The sequence below is a fragment of the Providencia vermicola genome (genome assembly GCF_010748935.1).
Classification (GTDB): domain Bacteria; phylum Pseudomonadota; class Gammaproteobacteria; order Enterobacterales; family Enterobacteriaceae; genus Providencia; species Providencia zhejiangensis.
In genome coordinates this window covers 251,247-271,876 of the sequence record NZ_CP048796.1, presented here as the reverse complement: position 1 = coordinate 271,876, position 20,630 = coordinate 251,247, and the positions used below count along the sequence as shown (strand labels likewise).

Annotated in this window: 20 protein-coding genes; 10 read left to right on the top strand and 10 right to left on the bottom strand. The window is 43.1% G+C overall.

The features are described 5' to 3' along the window. Positions 1–387: 387 nt before the first annotated feature. The 9 genes from phoU to greB form a co-directional block, all read right to left on the bottom strand. Positions 388–1,101, bottom strand: coding sequence for a phosphate signaling complex protein PhoU (phoU, locus tag G3341_RS01165; protein WP_154624393.1), 714 nt, complete (start codon positions 1,099–1,101; stop codon positions 388–390). 13 nt (positions 1,102–1,114) lie between these two features. Beyond that, entirely contained in the window at positions 1,115–1,891 is a 777-nt protein-coding gene (gene pstB / locus G3341_RS01160; protein ID WP_154624392.1) for a phosphate ABC transporter ATP-binding protein PstB, read from the bottom strand. A 38-nt stretch (positions 1,892–1,929) separates the two neighbouring features. After that, a complete protein-coding gene (pstA, locus tag G3341_RS01155; protein ID WP_154624391.1) occupies positions 1,930–2,811 on the bottom strand; it encodes a phosphate ABC transporter permease PstA in 882 nt (293 codons plus the stop codon). A 1-nt stretch (position 2,812) separates the two neighbouring features. After that, complete coding sequence (gene pstC / locus G3341_RS01150; RefSeq protein ID WP_154624390.1) at positions 2,813–3,769, bottom strand: phosphate ABC transporter permease PstC; 957 nt, start codon at positions 3,767–3,769, stop codon at positions 2,813–2,815. Between the two features lie 111 nt (positions 3,770–3,880). After that, entirely contained in the window at positions 3,881–4,924 is a 1,044-nt protein-coding gene (gene pstS / locus G3341_RS01145) for a phosphate ABC transporter substrate-binding protein PstS (protein ID WP_154624389.1), read from the bottom strand. Positions 4,925–5,443: 519 nt separating this feature from the next. After that, positions 5,444–6,364 (bottom strand): hypothetical protein, encoded by a 921-nt coding sequence (locus G3341_RS01140; RefSeq protein WP_163860527.1) that lies wholly within the window; start codon positions 6,362–6,364, stop codon positions 5,444–5,446. A 187-nt stretch (positions 6,365–6,551) separates the two neighbouring features. After that, positions 6,552–7,883 carry a two-component system sensor histidine kinase EnvZ gene (gene envZ, locus G3341_RS01135; protein ID WP_154624387.1) on the bottom strand — a complete coding sequence of 444 codons (1,332 nt, stop codon included), beginning with the start codon at positions 7,881–7,883 and terminating at the stop codon, positions 6,552–6,554. Beyond that, entirely contained in the window at positions 7,880–8,599 is a 720-nt protein-coding gene (ompR, locus tag G3341_RS01130; protein WP_004923581.1) for an osmolarity response regulator transcription factor OmpR, read from the bottom strand. Before ompR ends, envZ begins: the two co-directional genes overlap by 4 nt. 249 nt (positions 8,600–8,848) lie before the next feature. After that, the gene (gene greB / locus G3341_RS01125) at positions 8,849–9,334 is read right to left on the bottom strand and encodes a transcription elongation factor GreB (RefSeq protein ID WP_154624386.1); all 486 of its coding nucleotides are present in this window, start codon (positions 9,332–9,334) and stop codon (positions 8,849–8,851) included. Between the two features lie 157 nt (positions 9,335–9,491). Here greB and G3341_RS01120 point away from each other — a divergent pair, with 157 nt between their 5' ends. The 5 genes from G3341_RS01120 to G3341_RS01100 all read left to right on the top strand — a co-directional run bounded on the left by G3341_RS01120 (position 9,492) and on the right by G3341_RS01100 (position 16,342). Further along, complete coding sequence (locus tag G3341_RS01120; protein ID WP_163860526.1) at positions 9,492–11,825, top strand: Tex family protein; 2,334 nt, start codon at positions 9,492–9,494, stop codon at positions 11,823–11,825. A gap of 352 nt (positions 11,826–12,177) precedes the next feature. Then, entirely contained in the window at positions 12,178–12,408 is a 231-nt protein-coding gene (gene feoA, locus G3341_RS01115; RefSeq protein WP_154622219.1) for a ferrous iron transporter A, read from the top strand. Between the two features lie 56 nt (positions 12,409–12,464). Continuing rightward, the gene (feoB, locus tag G3341_RS01110) at positions 12,465–14,783 is read left to right on the top strand and encodes a Fe(2+) transporter permease subunit FeoB (protein WP_163860525.1); all 2,319 of its coding nucleotides are present in this window, start codon (positions 12,465–12,467) and stop codon (positions 14,781–14,783) included. A 10-nt stretch (positions 14,784–14,793) separates the two neighbouring features. Further along, positions 14,794–15,027 (top strand): FeoC-like transcriptional regulator, encoded by a 234-nt coding sequence (locus G3341_RS01105; RefSeq protein ID WP_154622221.1) that lies wholly within the window; start codon positions 14,794–14,796, stop codon positions 15,025–15,027. 109 nt (positions 15,028–15,136) lie between these two features. After that, the gene (locus G3341_RS01100; protein WP_163860524.1) at positions 15,137–16,342 is read left to right on the top strand and encodes a hypothetical protein; all 1,206 of its coding nucleotides are present in this window, start codon (positions 15,137–15,139) and stop codon (positions 16,340–16,342) included. 50 nt (positions 16,343–16,392) lie between these two features. Here the strand turns inward: G3341_RS01100 and bioH are convergent, their stop codons facing one another. After that, positions 16,393–17,172 (bottom strand): pimeloyl-ACP methyl ester esterase BioH, encoded by a 780-nt coding sequence (gene bioH / locus G3341_RS01095; RefSeq protein WP_154622223.1) that lies wholly within the window; start codon positions 17,170–17,172, stop codon positions 16,393–16,395. A gap of 33 nt (positions 17,173–17,205) precedes the next feature. Here bioH and G3341_RS01090 point away from each other — a divergent pair, with 33 nt between their 5' ends. From G3341_RS01090 to G3341_RS01070, 5 genes are all read left to right on the top strand, one after another. Further along, the gene (locus G3341_RS01090) at positions 17,206–17,889 is read left to right on the top strand and encodes a phosphoribosyltransferase family protein (protein ID WP_154622224.1); all 684 of its coding nucleotides are present in this window, start codon (positions 17,206–17,208) and stop codon (positions 17,887–17,889) included. 63 nt (positions 17,890–17,952) lie between these two features. Next, the gene (nfuA, locus tag G3341_RS01085) at positions 17,953–18,531 is read left to right on the top strand and encodes a Fe-S biogenesis protein NfuA (protein WP_154622225.1); all 579 of its coding nucleotides are present in this window, start codon (positions 17,953–17,955) and stop codon (positions 18,529–18,531) included. Positions 18,532–18,621: 90 nt separating this feature from the next. Next, on the top strand, positions 18,622–18,945 hold the full coding sequence (gene glpE / locus G3341_RS01080; protein ID WP_154622226.1) for a thiosulfate sulfurtransferase GlpE: 324 nt from the start codon (positions 18,622–18,624) through the stop codon (positions 18,943–18,945). A gap of 16 nt (positions 18,946–18,961) precedes the next feature. Beyond that, positions 18,962–19,807 carry a rhomboid family intramembrane serine protease GlpG gene (gene glpG, locus G3341_RS01075; protein WP_154622227.1) on the top strand — a complete coding sequence of 282 codons (846 nt, stop codon included), beginning with the start codon at positions 18,962–18,964 and terminating at the stop codon, positions 19,805–19,807. 26 nt (positions 19,808–19,833) lie between these two features. Beyond that, positions 19,834–20,592: a DeoR/GlpR family transcriptional regulator gene (locus G3341_RS01070; protein WP_163860523.1), complete on the top strand. Its 759-nt coding sequence runs from the start codon at positions 19,834–19,836 to the stop codon at positions 20,590–20,592. Positions 20,593–20,630: the final 38 nt, after the last annotated feature.

The window sequence follows — 20,630 nt, the reverse complement described above, 5'->3', positions numbered from 1 at the left end:
GAATATACGAGGAAAAATAGGTCACCAAGCAATGAAGAGAGTCTGTAAAATGATTCACGTTACCTTTAAGGGTTGTTTGATGCGTACAATCGTTATGAGGACCTTTAATGAGGATGAATAAACGGTTTTTTCTAACTAACTCGTCCGTGTTTAATATCATATGAAAATAGCGTGATAACGGGAGTCTTTTAAAAGATCACCAAAAACCTAAAATCTGCATCAAATAAAAACACTCTAAGCATATCGAAATGAACGAAAACAACGCTCAATAACCTCACTCACACGTGTTGACGCTGGCGATAAAAAACAAAACCCCAGTCACACACATAAGTCTGTGACTAGGGTTGGTAATGACAACCAACAATGCGACAACGCAAAGTTTGACCGTTATTTTTTGGTGATCATTTTTTCCAATTGATCGCCACCTACATGACGGAAATCTTGCCCTTTCACATAGTAAAAAATGAATTCGCAAATGTTTTGGCATCGATCTCCGATACGTTCAATCGAACGGGCACAGAACAATGCCGTTAATACACTTGGGATCGTCCTTGGATCTTCCATCATGTACGTCATCAGTTGACGTACTATTCCTTCGTATTCTTGGTCAACTTTTTCATCTTCTCGATAAATCCGAATCGCTTCTTCCAAATCCATTCGCGCAAAAGCATCAAGCACATCATGCAACATTTGTACCGTATGACGCCCTAATGACTCAAGGCTAACCAGCAAAGGTTGATGTTGATGAGAGAATTTTTCTAATGCTGTTTGGCAGATCTTATCGGCAACATCCCCAATTCGTTCGAGTTCAGCGATGGTTTTTGAAATAGCCATAATGAGGCGTAAGTCACTGGCTGTTGGCTGACGCTTAGCAATGATTTTCACGCACTCTTCGTCAATAGCCACTTCCATCATATTCACTTTATGGTCATTTTCGATAACTTCGCGCGCAAGAGCCTCATCCTGATTATGCATGGCAGTGATCGCTTTGGTGAGCTGTTCTTCAACCAGCCCTCCCATTGTCATCAATTCTGTATGGATATGTTCCAATTCAGCATTGAACTGCCCAGAAATATGTTTGTTGTGATTCAGCGTATCCATAATCGGCTCCCTATCAACCGTAACGACCTGTAATATAGTCTTCGGTTTGTTTCTTTTCAGGTGTGGTAAACATCTTGTCTGTGTCATTAAACTCAATCAACTCACCTAAATACATAAAGGCCGTATAATCCGAACAACGTGCAGCCTGTTGCATATTGTGAGTGACAATGACCACGGTATATTCAGATTTGAGTTCGCTGATCAACTCTTCAATACGCCCAGTTGAAATGGGGTCAAGGGCTGAACATGGCTCATCTAATAATAAAACTTCAGGGCGAATAGCGATACCACGAGCGATACACAAGCGCTGTTGCTGACCACCAGAAAGACTATAACCACTTTGATGCAGTTTATCTTTGGTTTCATTCCACAGCGCAGCTTTGGTTAACGCCCACTGAACACGTTCGTCCATCTCAACACGCGATAACTTTTCAAATAAACGGACACCAAAGGCAATGTTGTCATAAATAGACATCGGGAAGGGTGTTGGTTTTTGGAATACCATACCGACTTTGGCACGTAATAACGCGATATCTTGTTTATCAGTCAAAATATTTTGACCGTCTAGCAGAATCTCACCTTCTGCTCGCTGCTCACCGTACAGCTCATACATTTTATTAAAGGTACGCAGCAGCGTTGATTTACCGCAACCGGATGGGCCGATAAATGCGGTGACTTTGTTTTTTTCAATATCTAACGAGATATTTTTTAGTGCGTGGAATTTACCGTAATAAAAGTTAAGGTCACGTACTTGAATTTTACTGTTTGCGATCTGATTTGCATTAATCATGGCAACTTCTCTCTATAAATCTCTATTCAATCCGGGTGTTAGTGTTTTTTCTTAGCAAACACAACGCGTGCGATAATGTTAATTAACAGGACACATAGGGTGATTAATAGAACCCCTGCCCATGCCAGTTGTTGCCATTCCGAGAACGGACTCATCGCAAATTTAAAGATAGTCACAGGCAAGTTAGCAATTGGCTCACTCATATCTGTGCTCCAGAACTGATTCGACAAAGAAGTGAACAGTAATGGTGCGGTTTCACCCGCAATACGAGCAATCGCTAGCAAGATCCCTGTAATAATCCCGGATACAGATGCTTTAAGCGTAATAGATAAAATCATTTTCCATTTTGGCGTACCTAACGCATATGCGGCTTCACGCAAGCTATCCGGCACCAGTTTCAACATATTTTCCGTTGTGCGGATAACAATCGGAATCTGCAACAGTGCTAAAGCGATAACGCCTGCCCAGCCAGAGAAGTGCTGCATTTGTGCAACCACAATGGTATAGACAAACAGACCTACAACAATTGATGGTGCAGATAACAAAATATCATTAATGAAACGCGTTACAGAAGCGAGCCATGATTTACGGCCATACTCTGCCAAATAGATCCCTGCTAAGATACCTAAAGGGGTGCCTATCACCGTTGCCCACAGAATCAACAAGCCACTTCCGACGATGGCGTTAGCGAGGCCACCACCTTCTGTATTCGGTGGCGGAGTCATCTCTGTGAACAAGTTAAGGGACATCCCATCAATCCCTTTGGTCACCGTTGAAAATAAAATCCAAACCAGCCAGAACAGACCAAAGGCCATGGTTAACATTGAAACAAATAAGGCCATTCGGTTAATCTGACGACGCCATGCTTGACGACGGGCACGTTCTTTTTCGTTAATAACAAAATGTTGAGATGTCGACATATTAACGGCCCTCGTTCTTCGCTAAGCGCATAACCATGAGTTTTGATATCGCCAGAACAATGAAGGTGATAACAAAGAGAATTAACCCAAGTTCCATCAGTGCAGCAGTGTGTAATCCACTTTCTGCTTCGGCAAACTCATTCGCTAGTGCTGACGTAATACTGTTTCCTGGCATAAATAACGAGAAGCTATCCAGTTGATAAGTATTTCCGATGACAAAGGTCACCGCCATGGTTTCGCCAAGAGCACGGCCAAGGCCTAACATGACGCCACCAATCACACCATTACGGGTATAAGGTAAAACAATATTCCAGATCACTTCCCATGTGGTACAACCAATACCATATGCCGACTCTTTCATCATGACGGGTGTTTGTTCAAATACGTCACGCATAACGGAGGCAATGTAAGGAATGATCATAATGGCGAGGATAATCCCTGCCGCCAAAATACCAATCCCGAATGCAGGACCCGAGAAAAGCTCACCGACAATCGGGATACTTGACATCACATTGCCGACAGGCTCTTGGAAATATTCAGCAAACAGAGGCGCAAAAACAAATAGCCCCCACATACCGTAAACAATACTTGGAATTGCTGCGAGCAATTCAATCGCAATACCTAAAGGGCGTTTTAACCAGTTAGGAGCCAGTTCCGTTAAGAAAAGTGCAATACCAAAACTGACGGGTACAGCAATAATCAGGGCAATCAATGACGTCACAATGGTGCCATAAATTGGCACTAATGCCCCAAACTCCTCCGCGGGTGCATCCCATTCCTTAGTCCATAAAAACGAAAACCCAAATTTTTGCATACTCGGCCACGAGGCAAAAATAAGGGAAATAATGATGCCACCAAGCATTAACAAAGTGATTAGTGCGGCAATTTTTACCAATGCGCTAAATATCACATCGCCTGACTTGCTCGGTGCTTTAAATGCCGTTGTTTTCTCGGCCATGCGCTTTGTCTCATCCTACACCTACTTTATTAGTAGGATTTAGTTACTACGTCAGAAGGCGGATGTTAATCCTAAGCATCCGCCATCCATTGCCAACCCGAGGTTCACTGATTAAAACAGTGGTTTACCTTGGCTATCTTTAACTTCTGTTTTCCATGCTGCACGTATTGCTGTCACAACTTCTGCGGGTAGTACAGCGTAATCTAATGCTTCAGCTTGTTGACCACCTTTTTCGTAAGCCCAGTTAAAGAAGTCGAGCACCGCTTTTCCTTTTTCTGCATTCGCTTGATCTTTATGAACTAAGATAAATGTGGTGGATGTGATTGGCCATGCATTTTCACCATCACGGTTAGTCAGGTCTTGAGCGAATGACTTAGACCAGTCCACTTTTTTCGCTGCCGCACTGAAGCTTTCACCTGTTGGTGAAACCACCTTACCATCCGCTGAAACGAGTTTAGTATAAGCAAGATTATTCTGTTTTGCATAAGCATATTCAACATAACCGATAGAGCCTGGTAGACGTTGAACGAAGGCTGCAACGCCATCATTACCTTTACCACCTACGCTGTTTTTCGGCCAATTAACCGTTGAACCCGCACCGATGTCATTTTTCCAATTTGAACTCACTTTCGATAAATAGCTAGTGAAGACAAAAGTGGTACCGGAACCATCAGAACGTCTTACTACCGCAATATTTTGGTCTGGTAAGTTAACATCAGGGTTCAGCTTAGCAATTGCGGGGTCATTCCATTTGGTGATTTTGCCAAGATAGATGTCACCCAACGTCGTTCCGTCTAATGTCAATTGACCAGACTGGATACCTTTCACATTAACGGCCAAGACAACGCCGCCGATAACTGTTGGGAACTGGAACAGGCCATCTTGCTTCAATTTTTCATCAGTCAATGGCGCATCAGATGCACCGAAATCAACTGTTTTCGCATTAATTTGTTTAACGCCACCAGAAGAACCGATTCCCTGGTAGTTCACTTTATTACCTGTTTCTTTCTGATAAGAGTCCGCCCACTTAGCGTAAACAGGGGCAGGGAATGTTGCACCCGCGCCAGTTAAGCTTGTGGCAGCAAAAGAAGACATCGCAGTCATTGAAAGAGTTGCTGCCATTACGCTAGCTAAGGTTGTACGCATCATTTTCATAATCCCTCCGGGGATGTATAGAAACAATTAAGTGTAAATTGTTGGTGAAATGTCACGGTAGGAAAAATAGGACAATTTGATGACAACAACATGTCTGATTTATGACAGTTTTATGACAATTGATTATTTTAGCGTATTTATTGAAGCAAAGCGGAAGGCCAATAAAAAAAATTAACAATAAAATCAGATGGTAAGAAATATAATACTCGGCCAATCTGTCATGAGGCAAAAATGACACTCTGTCATAAAAAAGTCGCACAATTCTTTTTTGCCGCCTCTCAGGATCGATCAATACTGCTCTGCTCACCATAGCAAAAAGCGCATACACTTGTCATGAGGGGATAGATAACAGTTCATTACAAGATACGCGCCTTATGATTTTCTGAGCGCTACAGCAAATAACGATGGTTAAACACCTAACAAGCAAACCGCCATGACGTGCCCATTGACGCGTAAAATGAGCACGTTAGCGACAATAATCGATCTTATATCCAATTTCAAAATACACATAGACCGACATTATTCTTTATTTGCTTTGTGCAGCATATACTCCTTAAGCTCAGCCAGCACTTGCTCCATACCGACTTTCTTTCCCTGAGTTTGAGAGGGCGTCGTCATTTTGTGGATGCCTTTCAGTGGCGGAGGGGGCGGTGGCGTATCGATTGAAGTCACTGAGGTTTCTTCAAGCCCCTCATACTTTTTGGCATTATTGATAAAAACTTGATGATTTTTCAGCTCTGCCAGCACTTGCGTCATACCGGTTTTCTCCCCCTGAGTTTGCGGAGCAACAGCCATTTTGCCAATGCCCAGAAACTTTGCCATCGGCGGAGGGGGCGGTGGCGTATCGGTTGGAGCCACTGAGGTCTCTTCAACTCCCTCACACTTTTTGGCATTATTGATAAAAACCTGATGGTTTTTCAGCTCCGCCAGCACTTGTGCCATACCGGTTTTCTCCCCCTGAGTTTGCGGAGCAACAGTCATTTTGCCAATGCCCAGAAACTTTGCCATCGGCGGAGGGGGCGGTGGCGTATCGGTTGAAGCCACTGCGTTTTTTTCAAACCCCTCACGCTTTTTGGCATGATTGATAAAAGCCTGACAACTTTTTAGCTCCGCAAACACTTGCTCCATTCCTATTTTCCCTGCTTTTGTTGGTTGAGCAAACGGAGTACCAAACTCAGGCATTGGCGGCGGTACTGGAATAGATAGCGGTGATTTTGATGTTGCCAATTGATGTTCCGGTGATTGGATAACCGCGGTCAGTTGTCGACCCCACGTCACCGGTGTAGCCACCTTTTTAGGTTCTTGAAAGAACCCTATTATGGTACATCGTGTACGCTTTATTTTTTGAAATAGGGCAGATTGGTCTCCCTTTCCTTCTATCCTCGCGCATGCATTTTGACTTTGAGAAGAACGGATCGTTTTAAAAAAATTAATCTGCATAGATTCACCCAATTATTTTATTTGGATCTATTATCCAAACGAAACAATTGCTGAGTCTTTTATATAACGATTATTTTATTTATAAACGGCATGTTTTATGAGGTAAATAATTAGGAATGAATACAATTTAAGAATATTTTAGTTAAAGAGATGAGATAGGCTGACAGCTCATTTCACTAACAGCCTGTTATTCTTCTTTTTCTTTCAATGGTAACAGCGCGCGAATGGCAAAACCCCCCCGTTCGCTTTTATGAATTTCGATGCTGCCCTCATGGGCGTCGACAATACGGCGGATAATCGCTAAGCCAAGGCCTGTTCCTTTATTGCTACGCGCTTTTTCCCCTTGCACAAACGGTTGAAAGAGACGTTGGATATCCTCTTCCTTAATTCCTGCACCATCATCTTCCACTTGGAACCAGACTGAATCTTCGTTTTTACCACTGCTGACTTTAATCCAACCATTACCATAACGATAGGCATTCACGATCATATTCGTAATTGCCCGCTTAATCGCCAATGGATTGGCATTCACAATCAGATTACCTGGCTCAAATGCCGTTTCAATTTCACCGGTAACACTGCTTTCCGCGGTGACGGCTTCATTTAAGATTGCATTCAGGTCACAGAACTCCATATTCATTTCTTGACCGGTCTTCAGGTAGTCCATGAATTGACCAATGATCGCATCGCACTCTTCAATATCTTTATTGATGGATTCAGCAAGATAACCATCTTCTGGACTCATCATTTCCGTCGCTAAACGTATGCGTGTTAATGGTGTACGGAGGTCGTGGCTGACCCCTGCCATTAATATAGTACGGTCATTTTCAAGTGTTTTGATGCCGGCTGCCATATGGTTAAAGGAGCGAATTGCGGCTCTTACCTCTGCGGCGCCTTTTTCCTGCATAGCAGGCAGAATAACCCCTTTACCTACTTGACCAGCATGGTATTCAAGCTCCAGTAAGGGTTTATTTTGATAACGGATATAGAGCCAAACACCGGCAAAAATAAACAGAAAGATTGCTAATGTATAACGGAATACTAGCGAGAATTGGTTTTGCCCTATTTCGGTCAAAGGTACCCGTACCCAGATATCGGGGGCAAGATAAGACGTTAGCCAAAGAATAGGATATTCGCGGCCAAGTTCTAAACGGACTTTAGCTTCACCGCCAATATATTCAGACATGTTTTCACTGAGGAAATCATATTCTTTAGCCCAATTTAAGCCTTCTTCCATGGCAGCTGATTGGGCATAAAATGTGATCCCTAACTCATTATAAATCTTTTTACGCAATGCAGGAGAAACCCGCACAGTGGTTCCATCTTGCAGCACCATCTTTTCCGTCATTAAAGTTCGTACTTCATAAGCCAGTACTTTATTAAACTGTTGCAAACTTGGCATCACAACAAAGTTCAATACCACCATATAGCTGGTGACAAGGCTGGCAAACAATAAGGCAACGAACAAAAATAACGAACGAGAAAATGTACTACGGCGAGAGAACCTCAACCGCTTCATGCTTTACTACCGTCCGGTACAAACACGTAACCCAGTCCCCAAACTGTTTGGATATAGCGGGGATGAGCAGGATCTTCTTCAACCATACGGCGTAAACGTGAGATTTGCACGTCAATTGAACGTTCCATCGCACTGTATTCACGGCCTCTCGCCAAGCTCATCAGCTTATCACGAGATAATGGTTCCCTTGGATGCGAAACCAGCACTTTTAGTACGGCAAACTCACCACTGGTTAAAGGCATATTTTCTTCGCCTTGGAACATTTCACGAGTACCAAGGTTAAGTTTAAATTTGCCGAATGTGATAATGGCATCATCCTGAGATGGTGCACCAGGTAGTTCATTTGCTTGACGACGTAATACCGCACGGATACGCGCCAATAATTCACGCGGGTTAAATGGTTTCGGGATGTAGTCATCGGCACCAATTTCTAAACCGACAATACGATCAACTTCTTCACCTTTTGCCGTCACCATAATAATCGGAATCGGATTATTTTGACTACGCAAACGGCGACAAATTGACAGGCCATCTTCACCCGGCAACATTAAATCTAAAACAATAAGATGAATAGATTCTCGCGTGAGGATCCTATCCATTTGTTCTGCATTGGCGGCACTACGTACCTGAAACCCTTGTTCCGTGAGATAGCGTTCTAGTAAGGCACGTAAACGCATATCATCATCGACAACAAGAACTTTATAACTTTCTTGCATTTTGTAGCCCTCAAGATGTGCAATCTATTGAAATTATCTTTAAAAATAAGAGCATACCCACCATTCCCAAAAATTATGGGTGTCACCAAATTCACAGTTATCTAAATGATCGCCTCATCATATTAATGCGTTTTTTCGCTAGCCTGTGATAGTGGTATATAACTTAATTATTTTGCGTATAAGTTAAATATAAAATAGTTAATGCTCTAATTTACCATCAACTTGAAATTTAATGAATAATTTTACGCGTTATAGGGCTAGAGGTTTATAACTAATTTCTAATATCGAATAGGTCACAATCCCCCCCGGCGTGTTGACAGTAATTTCATCGTCAACCTGCTTACCAACTAGTGCTCGAGCTACTGGAGAGTCAATCGAAATCCAATTTTTAGAGGGATTAAATTCGTCAGCACCCACTAACCGGAATATTCTGATATTTTCATCATCATCTTCTAGTTTAACCCATGCCCCAAAAAAAACACGCCCTTCTTGCCGTGGGTCAGGTTCGACAATCCTGAGTTGATCCAATCTTTTAGATAAAAAACGAACTCGACGATCAATTTCTCGCAAGCGTTTTTTGCCATAAATATATTCCGCATTCTCTGAGCGGTCGCCTTGTGCTGCGGCTTCAGAAACGGATTGGGTCACTCTTGGACGCTCTTCTTTCCAAAGGTACTTAAGTTCTTTGTCCAGAGCATCCCAGCCTTCGCGTGTGATTAACAGACTCTTATTCATAACCTTTATAAATTAGTAAGCAAGTTAGATAATTATAAATTATATACAGAATTATTCTTTGACTTTAATAAAGTTCGCCCTAGAAATTCTGCCTCTGTGCAAGTATAACAGTGCCATAAATTTTTTTATTATTCATTGATTAGGTATTAAAAGCGACATGAATGAAACTCTAAGCCAAATAATTGCAGCAGAGCTACAAGTTCAGACGAAACAGGTATTTTCTGCTATCACACTGCTGGATGAAGGAAACACTGTTCCTTTTATTGCCCGTTATCGTAAAGAAGTGACCGGTGGGCTAGATGATACCCAACTTCGTCAACTGGAGAGCCGTTTAGGGTATCTACGAGAGTTGAATGAGCGTAAGCAAACTATCCTTAAGTCAATAGAAGAACAAGAGAAACTCACCCCTGAACTCGCCGCTGCCATCAACAATACCCTCAATAAAACCGAACTAGAAGACCTTTACTTGCCCTTTAAACCTAAACGCCGTACTCGTGGACAAATCGCGATTGAAGCAGGTTTAGAGCCATTAGCGGAAGCCTTATGGCATGACCCTAGCCAATCACCGGATGATTTAGCACAAGCCTATATCAATGAAGAAAAAGGGGTTGCTGACGTCAAAGCGGCACTTGATGGCGCCCGTTATATTTTAATGGAACGTTTCGCTGAAGATGCGACATTATTAGCCAAAGTGCGTGACTACTTGCTAAAAAATGCCCACATTGTTTCCAAAGTTGCTGACGGAAAACAAACAGAGGGAGCAAAATTTAGCGACTATTTTGATCATCAAGAGCCTGTTTCTTCCGTTCCCTCTCACCGCGCATTAGCCATGTTCCGCGGTCGTAATGAAGGGATCTTACAACTGTCACTGAATTGTGACCCACAATTTGAAGAGCCGCCTAAAGAGAGTTACTGTGAAGAAATCATTACACGTCACCTTGATGTTAGGTTAAACAATGCACCAGCCGACCAATGGCGTAAAGCCGTCATCAGTTGGACATGGCGTGTCAAAGTGCTGCTTCATCTTGAAACGGAAATCATGAGTTCCTTGCGAGAAAAAGCAGAAGATGAAGCAATCAATGTATTTGCGCGTAACCTCCATGACCTATTAATGGCCGCACCTGCTGGGATGCGCGCAACGATGGGCCTCGATCCCGGCTTACGTACCGGCGTTAAAGTCGCGGTCGTCGATGCAACAGGTAAACTCATCGCAACAGAGACTATCTATCCACATACGGGGCAAGCAGCGAAAGCCGCCGCCGTGGTTGCTGCCTTATGCCAAAAGCACCAAGTGGAATTGGTGGCCATTGGTAATGGTACCGCTTCTAGAGAGACAGAGCGTTTCTTTGCCGAAGTGCAAAAACAGTATCCTGAAGTGACGGCACAAAAAGTCATTGTGAGTGAAGCGGGCGCATCCGTCTATTCCGCTTCAGAGCTGGCAGCACAAGAGTTCCCAGACCTTGATGTATCACTACGTGGGGCCGTTTCTATCGCGCGTCGTCTGCAAGACCCCCTCGCTGAATTAGTAAAAATCGATCCGAAATCGATTGGCGTTGGTCAGTATCAGCACGACGTCAGCCAAACGCAATTAGCCCGTAAACTCGATGCGGTAGTCGAGGATTGTGTAAACTCAGTCGGGGTTGACTTAAACACGGCATCTGTCGCTTTGCTTACGCGTGTTGCTGGTTTGAGCAAAATGATCGCTCAGAATGTCGTGAATTGGCGAGATGAGAATGGCCGTTTTAACGACCGAAAACAGCTCTTGAAAGTGACTCGTTTAGGGCCAAAAGCCTTTGAACAATGTGCCGGTTTCTTACGTATCACTAACGGTGACAACCCACTTGATGCGTCTGGAGTCCACCCAGAGGCTTATCCTGTCGTTGAAAAAATTCTCGATGCCGTTCGTCAACCTCTCAAAGAGATCATGGGCAACTCACAAGCCTTGAATAGTTTAAGCCCCCATGATTTTACAACAGAGCAGTTTGGTGTTCCTACCGTCACGGATATTATCAAAGAGCTAGATAAACCGGGTCGAGACCCTCGGCCTGAGTTTAAAACGGCAACCTTTGCTGAAGGTGTCGAAACCATGAATGATTTGACATTGGGCATGATCCTTGAAGGCTCAGTCACTAATGTCACTAACTTCGGTGCGTTCGTCGATATCGGTGTTCACCAAGATGGTTTAGTCCATATTTCATCGCTGTCTAACAGTTATGTCGATGACCCGCATAAAGTGGTCAAAGCTGGCGATATTGTAAAAGTCAAAGTGATCGACGTTGATATTCCGCGTAAACGCATCGCGCTCACTATGCGCTTAGATGAGCAACCGGGTGATAGCCATAGTTCATCGCGTAGAACGAACCATTCGCAAGATAGAAACTCACGGAAAACACCGTCGACACCTTGCGATACTTCACGAAAAAATAATAGTTCCGCGGGAAACAGTGCGATGAGCGATGCCCTCGCCGCCGCATTTGGCAAAAAACGCTAAGTCAGACTCCGCAATAAAAACACCTCTACAATCGACTTTCTCTTTGATTGTAGAGGTTTTTAATCCCACCCCGACAATTTCATTACGTTAATATTTAACAAAACGAATACATTAAACTGTTTTTATTTACCTGCACAACTTAGGTTCATCAATCCGAAGTGCCCGTATACTCAATGCTTAGTTGATCCATATCAATTCAGCTTGACGAAAAAAGAGGCTAAATATAGTGAATAGTTGATGATTATAATTCTCATTATTAATTAGATTTATTACTACTTACTGTCTTTTTTGATCCATAAAAAATTATATTTTTAATAATTATCATTACTACTCATGATAAACGGAAGGCGTTATGTCATTACTTCCTCAACATAGCTACAAAATACTCGGTTTCTCACCACAGATAAGCCCCGCTTACCGACAAAAATTGCTTTCACTTGGTCTATTACCCGGCTCTATCTTTAAGGTGGTGCGTTGTGCTCCTTTCGGTGATCCGATTCAAATCGAAACACATCGAGTGAGTCTTGTATTACGCAAAAAAGATTTAGCGTTACTTAACCTTGACGAAACCACAGCCACCTAACATCACGGATTACTGCACCAGGTCGTTATCTTAAATTTTTATTACTGGTAAACACTATGAAACCATTAACTATCGGTCTAATTGGCAATCCAAACGCAGGTAAGACCACACTGTTTAACCAATTAACAGGGTCTCGCCAACGTGTTGGTAACTGGGCAGGGGTGACTGTCGAAAGAAAGGTTGGGCGCTTTAATACAACGCAACATCATATTGAGTTAGTCGACCTACCGGGGACTTACTCTTTAACAACGATTTCTGAGCAAACATCGCTGGATGAGCAAATCGCGTGCTATTTTATCCTCAGCGGTGAAGCCGATATGCTCATCAACGTCGTAGATGCCTCTAATTTAGAGCGTAATCTCTATCTGACATTACAATTAGTTGAATTAGGCGTGCCCTGTATTGTGGCGCTGAATATGCTGGACATCGCACAAAGCCAACATATTGAAATCGATGTGGAAAAATTACAGCAACAATTAGGCTGCCCTGTTATTCCTTTAGTTTCAACTCGAGCAACGGGTATTGATAAGCTCAAACAAGCTATTGATAATCACCCGCAAAATAACATGACAGCCTTGGTTGAGTATCCCGCGGCGCTATTACAAGCGGTCGATACATTATCAGAACAAATTTCAGCACAACAATTCAGTCAACAGCAGCGTCGTTGGCTGGCGTTGCAAATTCTTGAAGGTGATATTTATAGTCGCCAACGTGCAAATATTACAGAAGCACAACTACATGCTACTCAGCAAAACTTAAAAAATAGCTTAAATGAAGAACCTGAACTGCTCATAGCGGATGCGCGTTATCAATCCATCGCCGCTATCTGTGAAAAAGCGATAAACAATAGTGCTGCTGAACCTAATCAATTAACTCAGTCACTGGATAAAATTATTTTAAATCGTTGGCTTGGGGTGCCGATTTTCCTATTTGTCATGTATCTGATGTTTGTTCTGGCCATTAATATTGGCGGTGCACTACAACCGTTCTTTGAAGGGGCTTCAGAAGCAATTTTTATTCATGGCATACAATGGATTGGTGATTATTTTAGTTTCCCTGATTGGCTAACAGTATTCCTCGCCCAAGGGATTGGTGGAGGTATTAATACCGTTCTCCCACTCGTACCGCAAATCGGTATGATGTACCTATTTTTATCAGTCTTAGAAGATTCAGGCTATATGGCTCGCGCCGCATTTGTGATGGACAGGTTAATGCAAGCGTTAGGCCTACCCGGTAAATCCTTCGTACCACTGATTGTTGGCTTTGGTTGTAACGTTCCTTCTATTATGGGGGCGCGTACACTGGATGCACCACGTGAACGTTTAATTACCGTACTCATGGCACCGTTTATGTCCTGTGGTGCACGTTTGGCAATTTTTGCCGTATTTGCGGCGGCATTCTTTGGTAAAAATGGGGCGAGTATTGTTTTTTCACTCTACATTTTGGGGATCGTGGTGGCTATCTTAACGGGCCTCCTGCTCAAACATACACTCATGCGTGGTGAAGCTTCCCCCTTTGTCATGGAACTACCGGTTTATCATGTTCCACACCTTAAAACCTTATTGATCCAAACATGGCAGCGCTTAAAAGGATTTGTGGTTCGTGCAGGTAAAGTGATCGTTATCGCCAGTATGTTTATTGGTGCCTTGAATAGTTTCTCTTTATCCGGCAAACCCGTTGATAATATTAATGACTCTGCTTTAGCTTCCGTCAGTAAAGTGATCACGCCTGTTTTACAACCGATTGGGGTGCACACAGATAACTGGCAAGCCACAGTGGGCTTAATTACGGGGGCAATGGCAAAAGAGGTCGTTGTGGGGACCTTAAACACCCTGTATACCGCGGAAAGTATTACGGCAGAACCTTTCGATGCTGAGTCATTTGATTTGCTAGCAGAACTTGAAGATGCAGTAGTCGAAACATGGGATAGCTTGAAAGAGACCTTTACCCTAAGTGCCCTTTCAAATCCTATCGAAGCCAGTAAAGGTGATGGCGAAATGGAATCCGGTTCGATGGGAACCATGGCGGCTAAATTTGGTTCTGACATCGCGGCATACAGCTACCTCATCTTTGTGTTGCTGTATGTCCCGTGTGTTTCGGTTATGGGAGCCATTGCGCGAGAAACCAATAAAAGCTGGATGAGCTTCTCGATTTTATGGGGACTCAATGTCGCTTACAGTTTAGCGGCTCTGTTTTACCAAACCGCGACATTCAGCCTGCATCCACAAAGTAGCTTAATAACCATTGTTACAGTCATTATATTTAATATGGTGCTCTTTGCCTTATTACGCCGAGCGCGCAGTCGAGTCACTCTGAATTTAGCCAGTGCTACCGCTAAATCATGTTCCGATTGCTCAGGCAAAACGTGTCACTAAGGGGTTAATCATGGTCAGCTTGTTACAAATCAGAGACTTAATTGCACTGTATGGGCAAGCTGACATTGACTTACTCTGTAAACACTCCCATGCGCCTCAACCTATGGTGCAAGCCATGTTGGAAAAGTTAGTCGCGATGGGAAAATTAGAAAAAGTGGATGTTAGTGCTTGTTTAACCAGCACAAGTTGTAAAGGTTGCCCCGAAAGTACCGGCTGTTCACACCCTATCTATAAAATCAAATAACAGATTATTGAGAGAGCAATAATATTTTAGCATTGTCTCTTTTTTAAAGTTTTCATCAAGCTGATCACTAAAATACATCAACTCATTCAATGAAAAAGAGGATGTATTTATGCCACACTTTGATAAACAATTATTTGTAAATCACACCGAAAACTACTTTCGCCAACAGAACCAAACGATCCCACCAGAAGCACAATATAACTTAAGTAAAGGACTTACCGCTTACTTCCTGATCACCTCAGTCAAAAATAAAGGGAATAGTTATATTAACTTATTATCTCATGCTCAAAATTATCTTAAATCTGATGGCAGGTCACAAAGTAAAACGGCTATTTCTCATGAGTTAATGACCGCAAGTATCCAAAAAATACTCGAAACTCAGAAACCATTAGATAAAATAAAACGCTATCAAGAGTACTATTCCTGTTCCGCTAAGATTGAGGGTAAAGCGTTAACCCCCGAACAGTCACTCATAAAACATAAAAGAGCGGATGCGAGTAACCCGCATAATCCATTCGTGCAACACCAACATTTTGAAAAGTATAATGACAGAGTTCATCAATTAGCATATCAATATTTCGTAGCACTAAAATTTAAAGTACTGCACAACGTTAATAAATTACCCCCCTCTTTAAGCCACATATTCTTTGAAAAACTGGAAAATAGTGTTGTTGGTAATCTTGCAGAATTGGTTCGAAAGCCTAATGATGCGTTAATACAAGCCTGTCTTAATATCGCCGCAGAGCAAATGCGCTGCCCTAAATTAAAACAGTATGATCAATCGATGAAAGAAAATGGTTTAAACGCAGAAAGCAAGACAACGTTAACCTATTTATTTCAAATCAGCGCTCCCGTAGACATTGAGAATATGCTACGTGAAGACGCCCAGCTTGCCGAAACCAGCCGTAAAGAAACGGGGATACAAATTTTTATCGGTGAAGATACCTTAGCGGGTTATATTCGTAAGGATCCTAAAAAGGATACCCCCCTTTTTACACTCTTTGACCCTAATGTGGGCATCAAGACCTTCAATAACTTAGATACCTTTTTGAATAGCCTAATCACGAAAGCCAAAACCTATAGCCATCAACATGGCCTTTCAATTGACACATTGAAATACAAAAAGTTTTATCACATTCGTCCATCGGTCAACCAACCGCAATCGTTCAATCGGCATGCAACCGCTTTTGAACCTTCTGCTCCTCCATTCCCCTTTGAACCATCGGCTCCCCCAAGCGAGTTAGTGATGAGGGAGTCAAACGCCTCCCATACGCCTGCACCACTGCCCTCTTATGACAGTCTTTTTAGTTCATAACCTGTTTGTTATCGCTAGTCAGTGGTCTTTTGACCACTGCTCCTACGGCTTTATCCTTCTAAACGCGCCAAAAAATCGAGTAAGTATTCACAAAACTCATCTGGATGGGAGATAAATGGCGCATGCGCACTGTGACGCATCACTACGGAAGGAGAGTTGGGATACCTATCATCCAATAAGGCAGCTACCTTGCGTGGCACGAGTCCATCGAGATAACCATAAAGGCGTAAAAACGGAACTGTGAGCTGTTTTAACTCATCGCGTAAATCGACAACGCGCAACATCTCCAATCCGGCATTGAGGGTCTCTACTTTAGGCACAGGCTGATCGGTAACAATGGCTTTAAGTAACCTAGCATCATTACGAGCACTCTCTGTTCCTAATGTTTGTAATGCCAGAAAACGTTCGACTGTGCGCTGAAAATCTGTTGCTAATTGATGTTCAAACCCAACTAATACTTCGGATCTTATTCCCGGCCAATCACTCGCATGAGCTTGAAAGCAGGGAGATGAAGCGACAGTGATTAACCCTTTTATCTGGAATGGATGGTCAAGTGCGATACGACTAGCAACTAGCCCGCCGAGAGACCAGCCCAGCCAAATAGCACCTTCGGGGGCATTTTGCCACAGCGTATTGGCCATTGTTTGTAGATCCATCGCCTCAAAACCTTGGCTACGGCCATAACCCGGCATATCAACCAGATGTAAACGAAAATGCGGGGCGATTCGCGGAATAATTGAACGCCATACCTCAGCATTCAACCCCCATCCGTGCAGCAGCACAAGATCTTGAGAACCTTCCCCAATTGTCTCCCAATACAGTTGTGTCATGGTTACACTCTCTTTTTTCACAGGAATATGTCTATGCTAGCAATGCAAGGTGCCTGTTGGCTATGCCAACAGCCATTAAAATTAGCTGACCAAGGAATCTGTTCATTTTGCATAAGGCACTTGCCGTCAATGCCTAATTGCTGCCATCGTTGCGCACTCCCTACCGAACAAGGCAGCATCATGTGTGGCCGCTGTTTGAAGCATCCCCCCGCTTGGCATACATTGATTACGGTAAGCCCATATCAAGCCCCGTTGAGAAAGTTAATCCATCGTTATAAATTTCATCCACAACCTCAGCTGGCTTTTACCCTTGCAAAGATCTATGCCTTACATTGGCTAAATGGCTATCGTCAATCACTTTGGCCTAAACCTGATTTACTGCTGACAATCCCACCACACTCTAAACGCCTGTGGTCTCGTGGGTTTGACCATGTTGCCTTTATTGGCGAATATTTATCCAAATGGTTAAATATCACCTATTCAAGAAATTCATTATTACGCACTCGTGATACACTGACTCAGATAACATTAAAACGTAAATACCGCTACAGTAATCTTAATGGTGCATTTACCCTGACGAGGCCTATAACAGGTCAGCGAGTCGCGATTTTAGATGATGTATTAACGACAGGAGCCACCATGCAAGCCGCTGCACAATTGCTGATTTGTGCGGGTGTACAGACAGTACAGGCTTGGTCCCTGTGTCGCACCTTGTAGAAAGGGGGCAAATGGGCGTATTATAACCAACTAAAGCGGTCAACTATTATTGAGCAAATGATTATGATTAATATTACTGAAGCAGCACAAGCTCATTTTGCCAAATTACTGGAAAATCAAGAGCCTGGAACCCAAATTCGCGTATTTGTCATTAACCCGGGTACACCTTCTGCTGAGTGCGGTGTCTCCTACTGTCCACCAGACGCTGTTGAAGCAACAGACCAAGAGCTGAAATTCGAGCTTTTATCGGCTTATGTTGATGAAATCAGTGCGCCATTCTTAGAAGACGCTGAAATTGATTTCGTGACTGACCAATTAGGTTCACAACTCACACTTAAAGCACCTAATGCAAAAATGCGTAAAGTGGCTGATGATGCACCACTTATCGAACGTGTTGAGTACGTTTTACAATCACAAATTAACCCACAACTGGCTAGCCATGGTGGTCGCGTATCACTGATGGAAATTACCGATGATGGCTTTGCTATTTTACAGTTTGGTGGGGGTTGCAACGGTTGTTCTATGGTTGATGTCACCTTAAAAGAAGGGATTGAAAAAGAACTTCTGAAAATGTTTGAAGGTGAGTTGAAAGGTGTGAAAGACTTGACTGAACACCAACGTGGTGAACACTCATTCTACTAAATGTTCACGCGATTTAACCTGTTTTTACGACACCCGTATTGTACTGCGGGTGTCTCTTATTATTAAACCACCTTTACTATCCGGTATGTTATGGAACAATTTGAGACGCTAACGCCTGCACAGGCATACCAACATTGGGTTGATGGCTCCGCAATATTAGTGGACGTTCGTGATCCACAAAGTTTTCGTGCGGGTCACGCGAGTGGCGCCTATCATTTGACCAATGAAACACTGAGCACCTTCCTAGAACAAACTGATTATGAACAAACTATCATGGTGATGTGCTATCACGGTCATAGTAGCCAAGGCGCTGCACAGTATCTGATTAATATTGGTTTCGAATCCGTTTATAGCATAAACGGTGGTTTCGAAGCTTGGTTAAGGGAATATCCACAAGCCGTCACGGCTCTCTAAGCGAGAACATCCATTCATGATCCACGTTGTTTCATTCGAAAATCCCAGAATGGCTCAGGCTTTTGTCGATTATATGGCAAGCCAACATATTCCATTAAAAATACACACAGTCCCAGAACAGCAACAAGTTGAACTTTGGCTCAATGACGAAGAGCACCTAGCGAAAGTACAACATGAACTCGAGCGTTTTTTGCAAGACCCGACAAATCCACGTTATATCGCAGCAAGTTGGGAAACAGGCACTACAGAAGCAGGGTTTAAATATCGCAATACCCTGACACTCGCGAACTTAAAAGCGCAATCAGGCCCTTTAACCATCGCTGTAATACTCATCTGCATCGGGGTCTATTTTTGGCTAGATATGACTCAACACCTTGATGTATTGCGTTATTTTGCATGGCCAAGAGAAGATCAACAATTTGAGTTGTGGCGCTGGTTTAGCCCTGTATTCGTTCAGTTTTCACTTTCCCAACTCGTTTTTAATCTGGTTTTATGGTGGTATTTAGCCAGTCAGGTTGAACGTCGATTAGGCTTTGGAAAACTGCTCACCATTTTTCTCGTTTCTGCCCTATTCTGTAATTGGGCTCAATCTCTGTACAGTGAGTCTAATTTTGGTGGGTTATCCGGTGTGGTCTATGCTCTTATCAGTTATGCTTGGTTAACGGGTGAGCGTCAACCGGAAAAAGAAGTAAGTGCCCCTCGGGGATTAATGATTTTTGTCATCGTCTGGCTCTTTTTAGGTAACTTAGGTGTTCTAGGTAACGATATCGCCAATGCCTCACATATCTCAGGGTTAATTATCGGATTATTGATGGGAATATGGGATAATAGGCATACTTTTAAACACCAGAGCTCCAGATAGAACATATATAATTAGAGGCTAACACCGTGAAACAGACCCAGAGACATGATGCAATCATTGAACTCGTTCGCCTTCAGGGCTATGTGAGCACTGAGGAGCTTGTCGAACATTTCGAGGTTAGCCCTCAGACGATCCGTCGTGACCTCAATGACCTTGCTGAACAAAACAAAATCCAGCGCCACCATGGTGGTGCCGCGTTGCCTTCTAGCTCTGTCAATACGGCCTACCATGACCGTAAGATTATGTGGTCAAATGAAAAAGCGCGGATTGCACAACGCGTCGCGAGCCAGATACCTGACGGTGCGACCTTATTTATCGATATCGGTACAACCCCAGAAGCGGTTGCGCATGCGTTAGTGAATCATAAAAACCTCCGAGTCGTGACGAATAATTTGAATGTCGCAACACTCCTCATGCCAAAAGAAGATTTTCGTTTGATTTTAGCAGGCGGCGAGGTGCGTTCACGAGATGGTGGTATTGTAGGTGAAGCGACTCTAGACTTTATTTCCCAATTTAGGCTGGATTACGGCATCTTAGGTATCAGTGGAATTGATATGGATGGCTCATTACTTGAGTTTGACTATCATGAGGTGCGCACTAAACGTGCCATTATTGAAAATTCACGCTGTGTCATGTTAGTGACAGACCATTCAAAATTTGGCCGTAATGCGATGGTCAACCTTGGTAACATGAACCTTATCGACTACTTATTTACCGATAAACTCCCCCCCGACAGTATTCAAAAAGTCATTGAGCAACACAATGTACAACTAGAACTGTGCTAAATCACGCCTCCAGATGGTGGCTTAAGCGACCATCTGAG

What these genes read in the sequence shown, in the direction of transcription:
- glpE (WP_154622226.1), top strand. Translation starts at nt 18,622, where the DNA reads ATGGAACAATTTGAGACGCTAACGCCTGCACAGGCATACCAACATTGG.
- envZ (WP_154624387.1), bottom strand. Translation starts at nt 7,883, where the DNA reads ATGAAGCGGTTGAGGTTCTCTCGCCGTAGTACATTTTCTCGTTCGTTA.
- bioH (WP_154622223.1), bottom strand. Translation starts at nt 17,172, where the DNA reads ATGACACAACTGTATTGGGAGACAATTGGGGAAGGTTCTCAAGATCTT.
- greB (WP_154624386.1), bottom strand. Translation starts at nt 9,334, where the DNA reads ATGAATAAGAGTCTGTTAATCACACGCGAAGGCTGGGATGCTCTGGAC.
- ompR (WP_004923581.1), bottom strand. Translation starts at nt 8,599, where the DNA reads ATGCAAGAAAGTTATAAAGTTCTTGTTGTCGATGATGATATGCGTTTA.
- pstA (WP_154624391.1), bottom strand. Translation starts at nt 2,811, where the DNA reads ATGTCGACATCTCAACATTTTGTTATTAACGAAAAAGAACGTGCCCGT.
- G3341_RS01100 (WP_163860524.1), top strand. Translation starts at nt 15,137, where the DNA reads ATGCCACACTTTGATAAACAATTATTTGTAAATCACACCGAAAACTAC.
- glpG (WP_154622227.1), top strand. Translation starts at nt 18,962, where the DNA reads ATGATCCACGTTGTTTCATTCGAAAATCCCAGAATGGCTCAGGCTTTT.
- G3341_RS01140 (WP_163860527.1), bottom strand. Translation starts at nt 6,364, where the DNA reads ATGCAGATTAATTTTTTTAAAACGATCCGTTCTTCTCAAAGTCAAAAT.
- feoB (WP_163860525.1), top strand. Translation starts at nt 12,465, where the DNA reads ATGAAACCATTAACTATCGGTCTAATTGGCAATCCAAACGCAGGTAAG.
- pstC (WP_154624390.1), bottom strand. Translation starts at nt 3,769, where the DNA reads ATGGCCGAGAAAACAACGGCATTTAAAGCACCGAGCAAGTCAGGCGAT.
- pstS (WP_154624389.1), bottom strand. Translation starts at nt 4,924, where the DNA reads ATGAAAATGATGCGTACAACCTTAGCTAGCGTAATGGCAGCAACTCTT.
- G3341_RS01120 (WP_163860526.1), top strand. Translation starts at nt 9,492, where the DNA reads ATGAATGAAACTCTAAGCCAAATAATTGCAGCAGAGCTACAAGTTCAG.
- G3341_RS01105 (WP_154622221.1), top strand. Translation starts at nt 14,794, where the DNA reads ATGGTCAGCTTGTTACAAATCAGAGACTTAATTGCACTGTATGGGCAA.
- feoA (WP_154622219.1), top strand. Translation starts at nt 12,178, where the DNA reads ATGTCATTACTTCCTCAACATAGCTACAAAATACTCGGTTTCTCACCA.
- nfuA (WP_154622225.1), top strand. Translation starts at nt 17,953, where the DNA reads ATGATTAATATTACTGAAGCAGCACAAGCTCATTTTGCCAAATTACTG.
- phoU (WP_154624393.1), bottom strand. Translation starts at nt 1,101, where the DNA reads ATGGATACGCTGAATCACAACAAACATATTTCTGGGCAGTTCAATGCT.
- pstB (WP_154624392.1), bottom strand. Translation starts at nt 1,891, where the DNA reads ATGATTAATGCAAATCAGATCGCAAACAGTAAAATTCAAGTACGTGAC.
- G3341_RS01090 (WP_154622224.1), top strand. Translation starts at nt 17,206, where the DNA reads ATGCTAGCAATGCAAGGTGCCTGTTGGCTATGCCAACAGCCATTAAAA.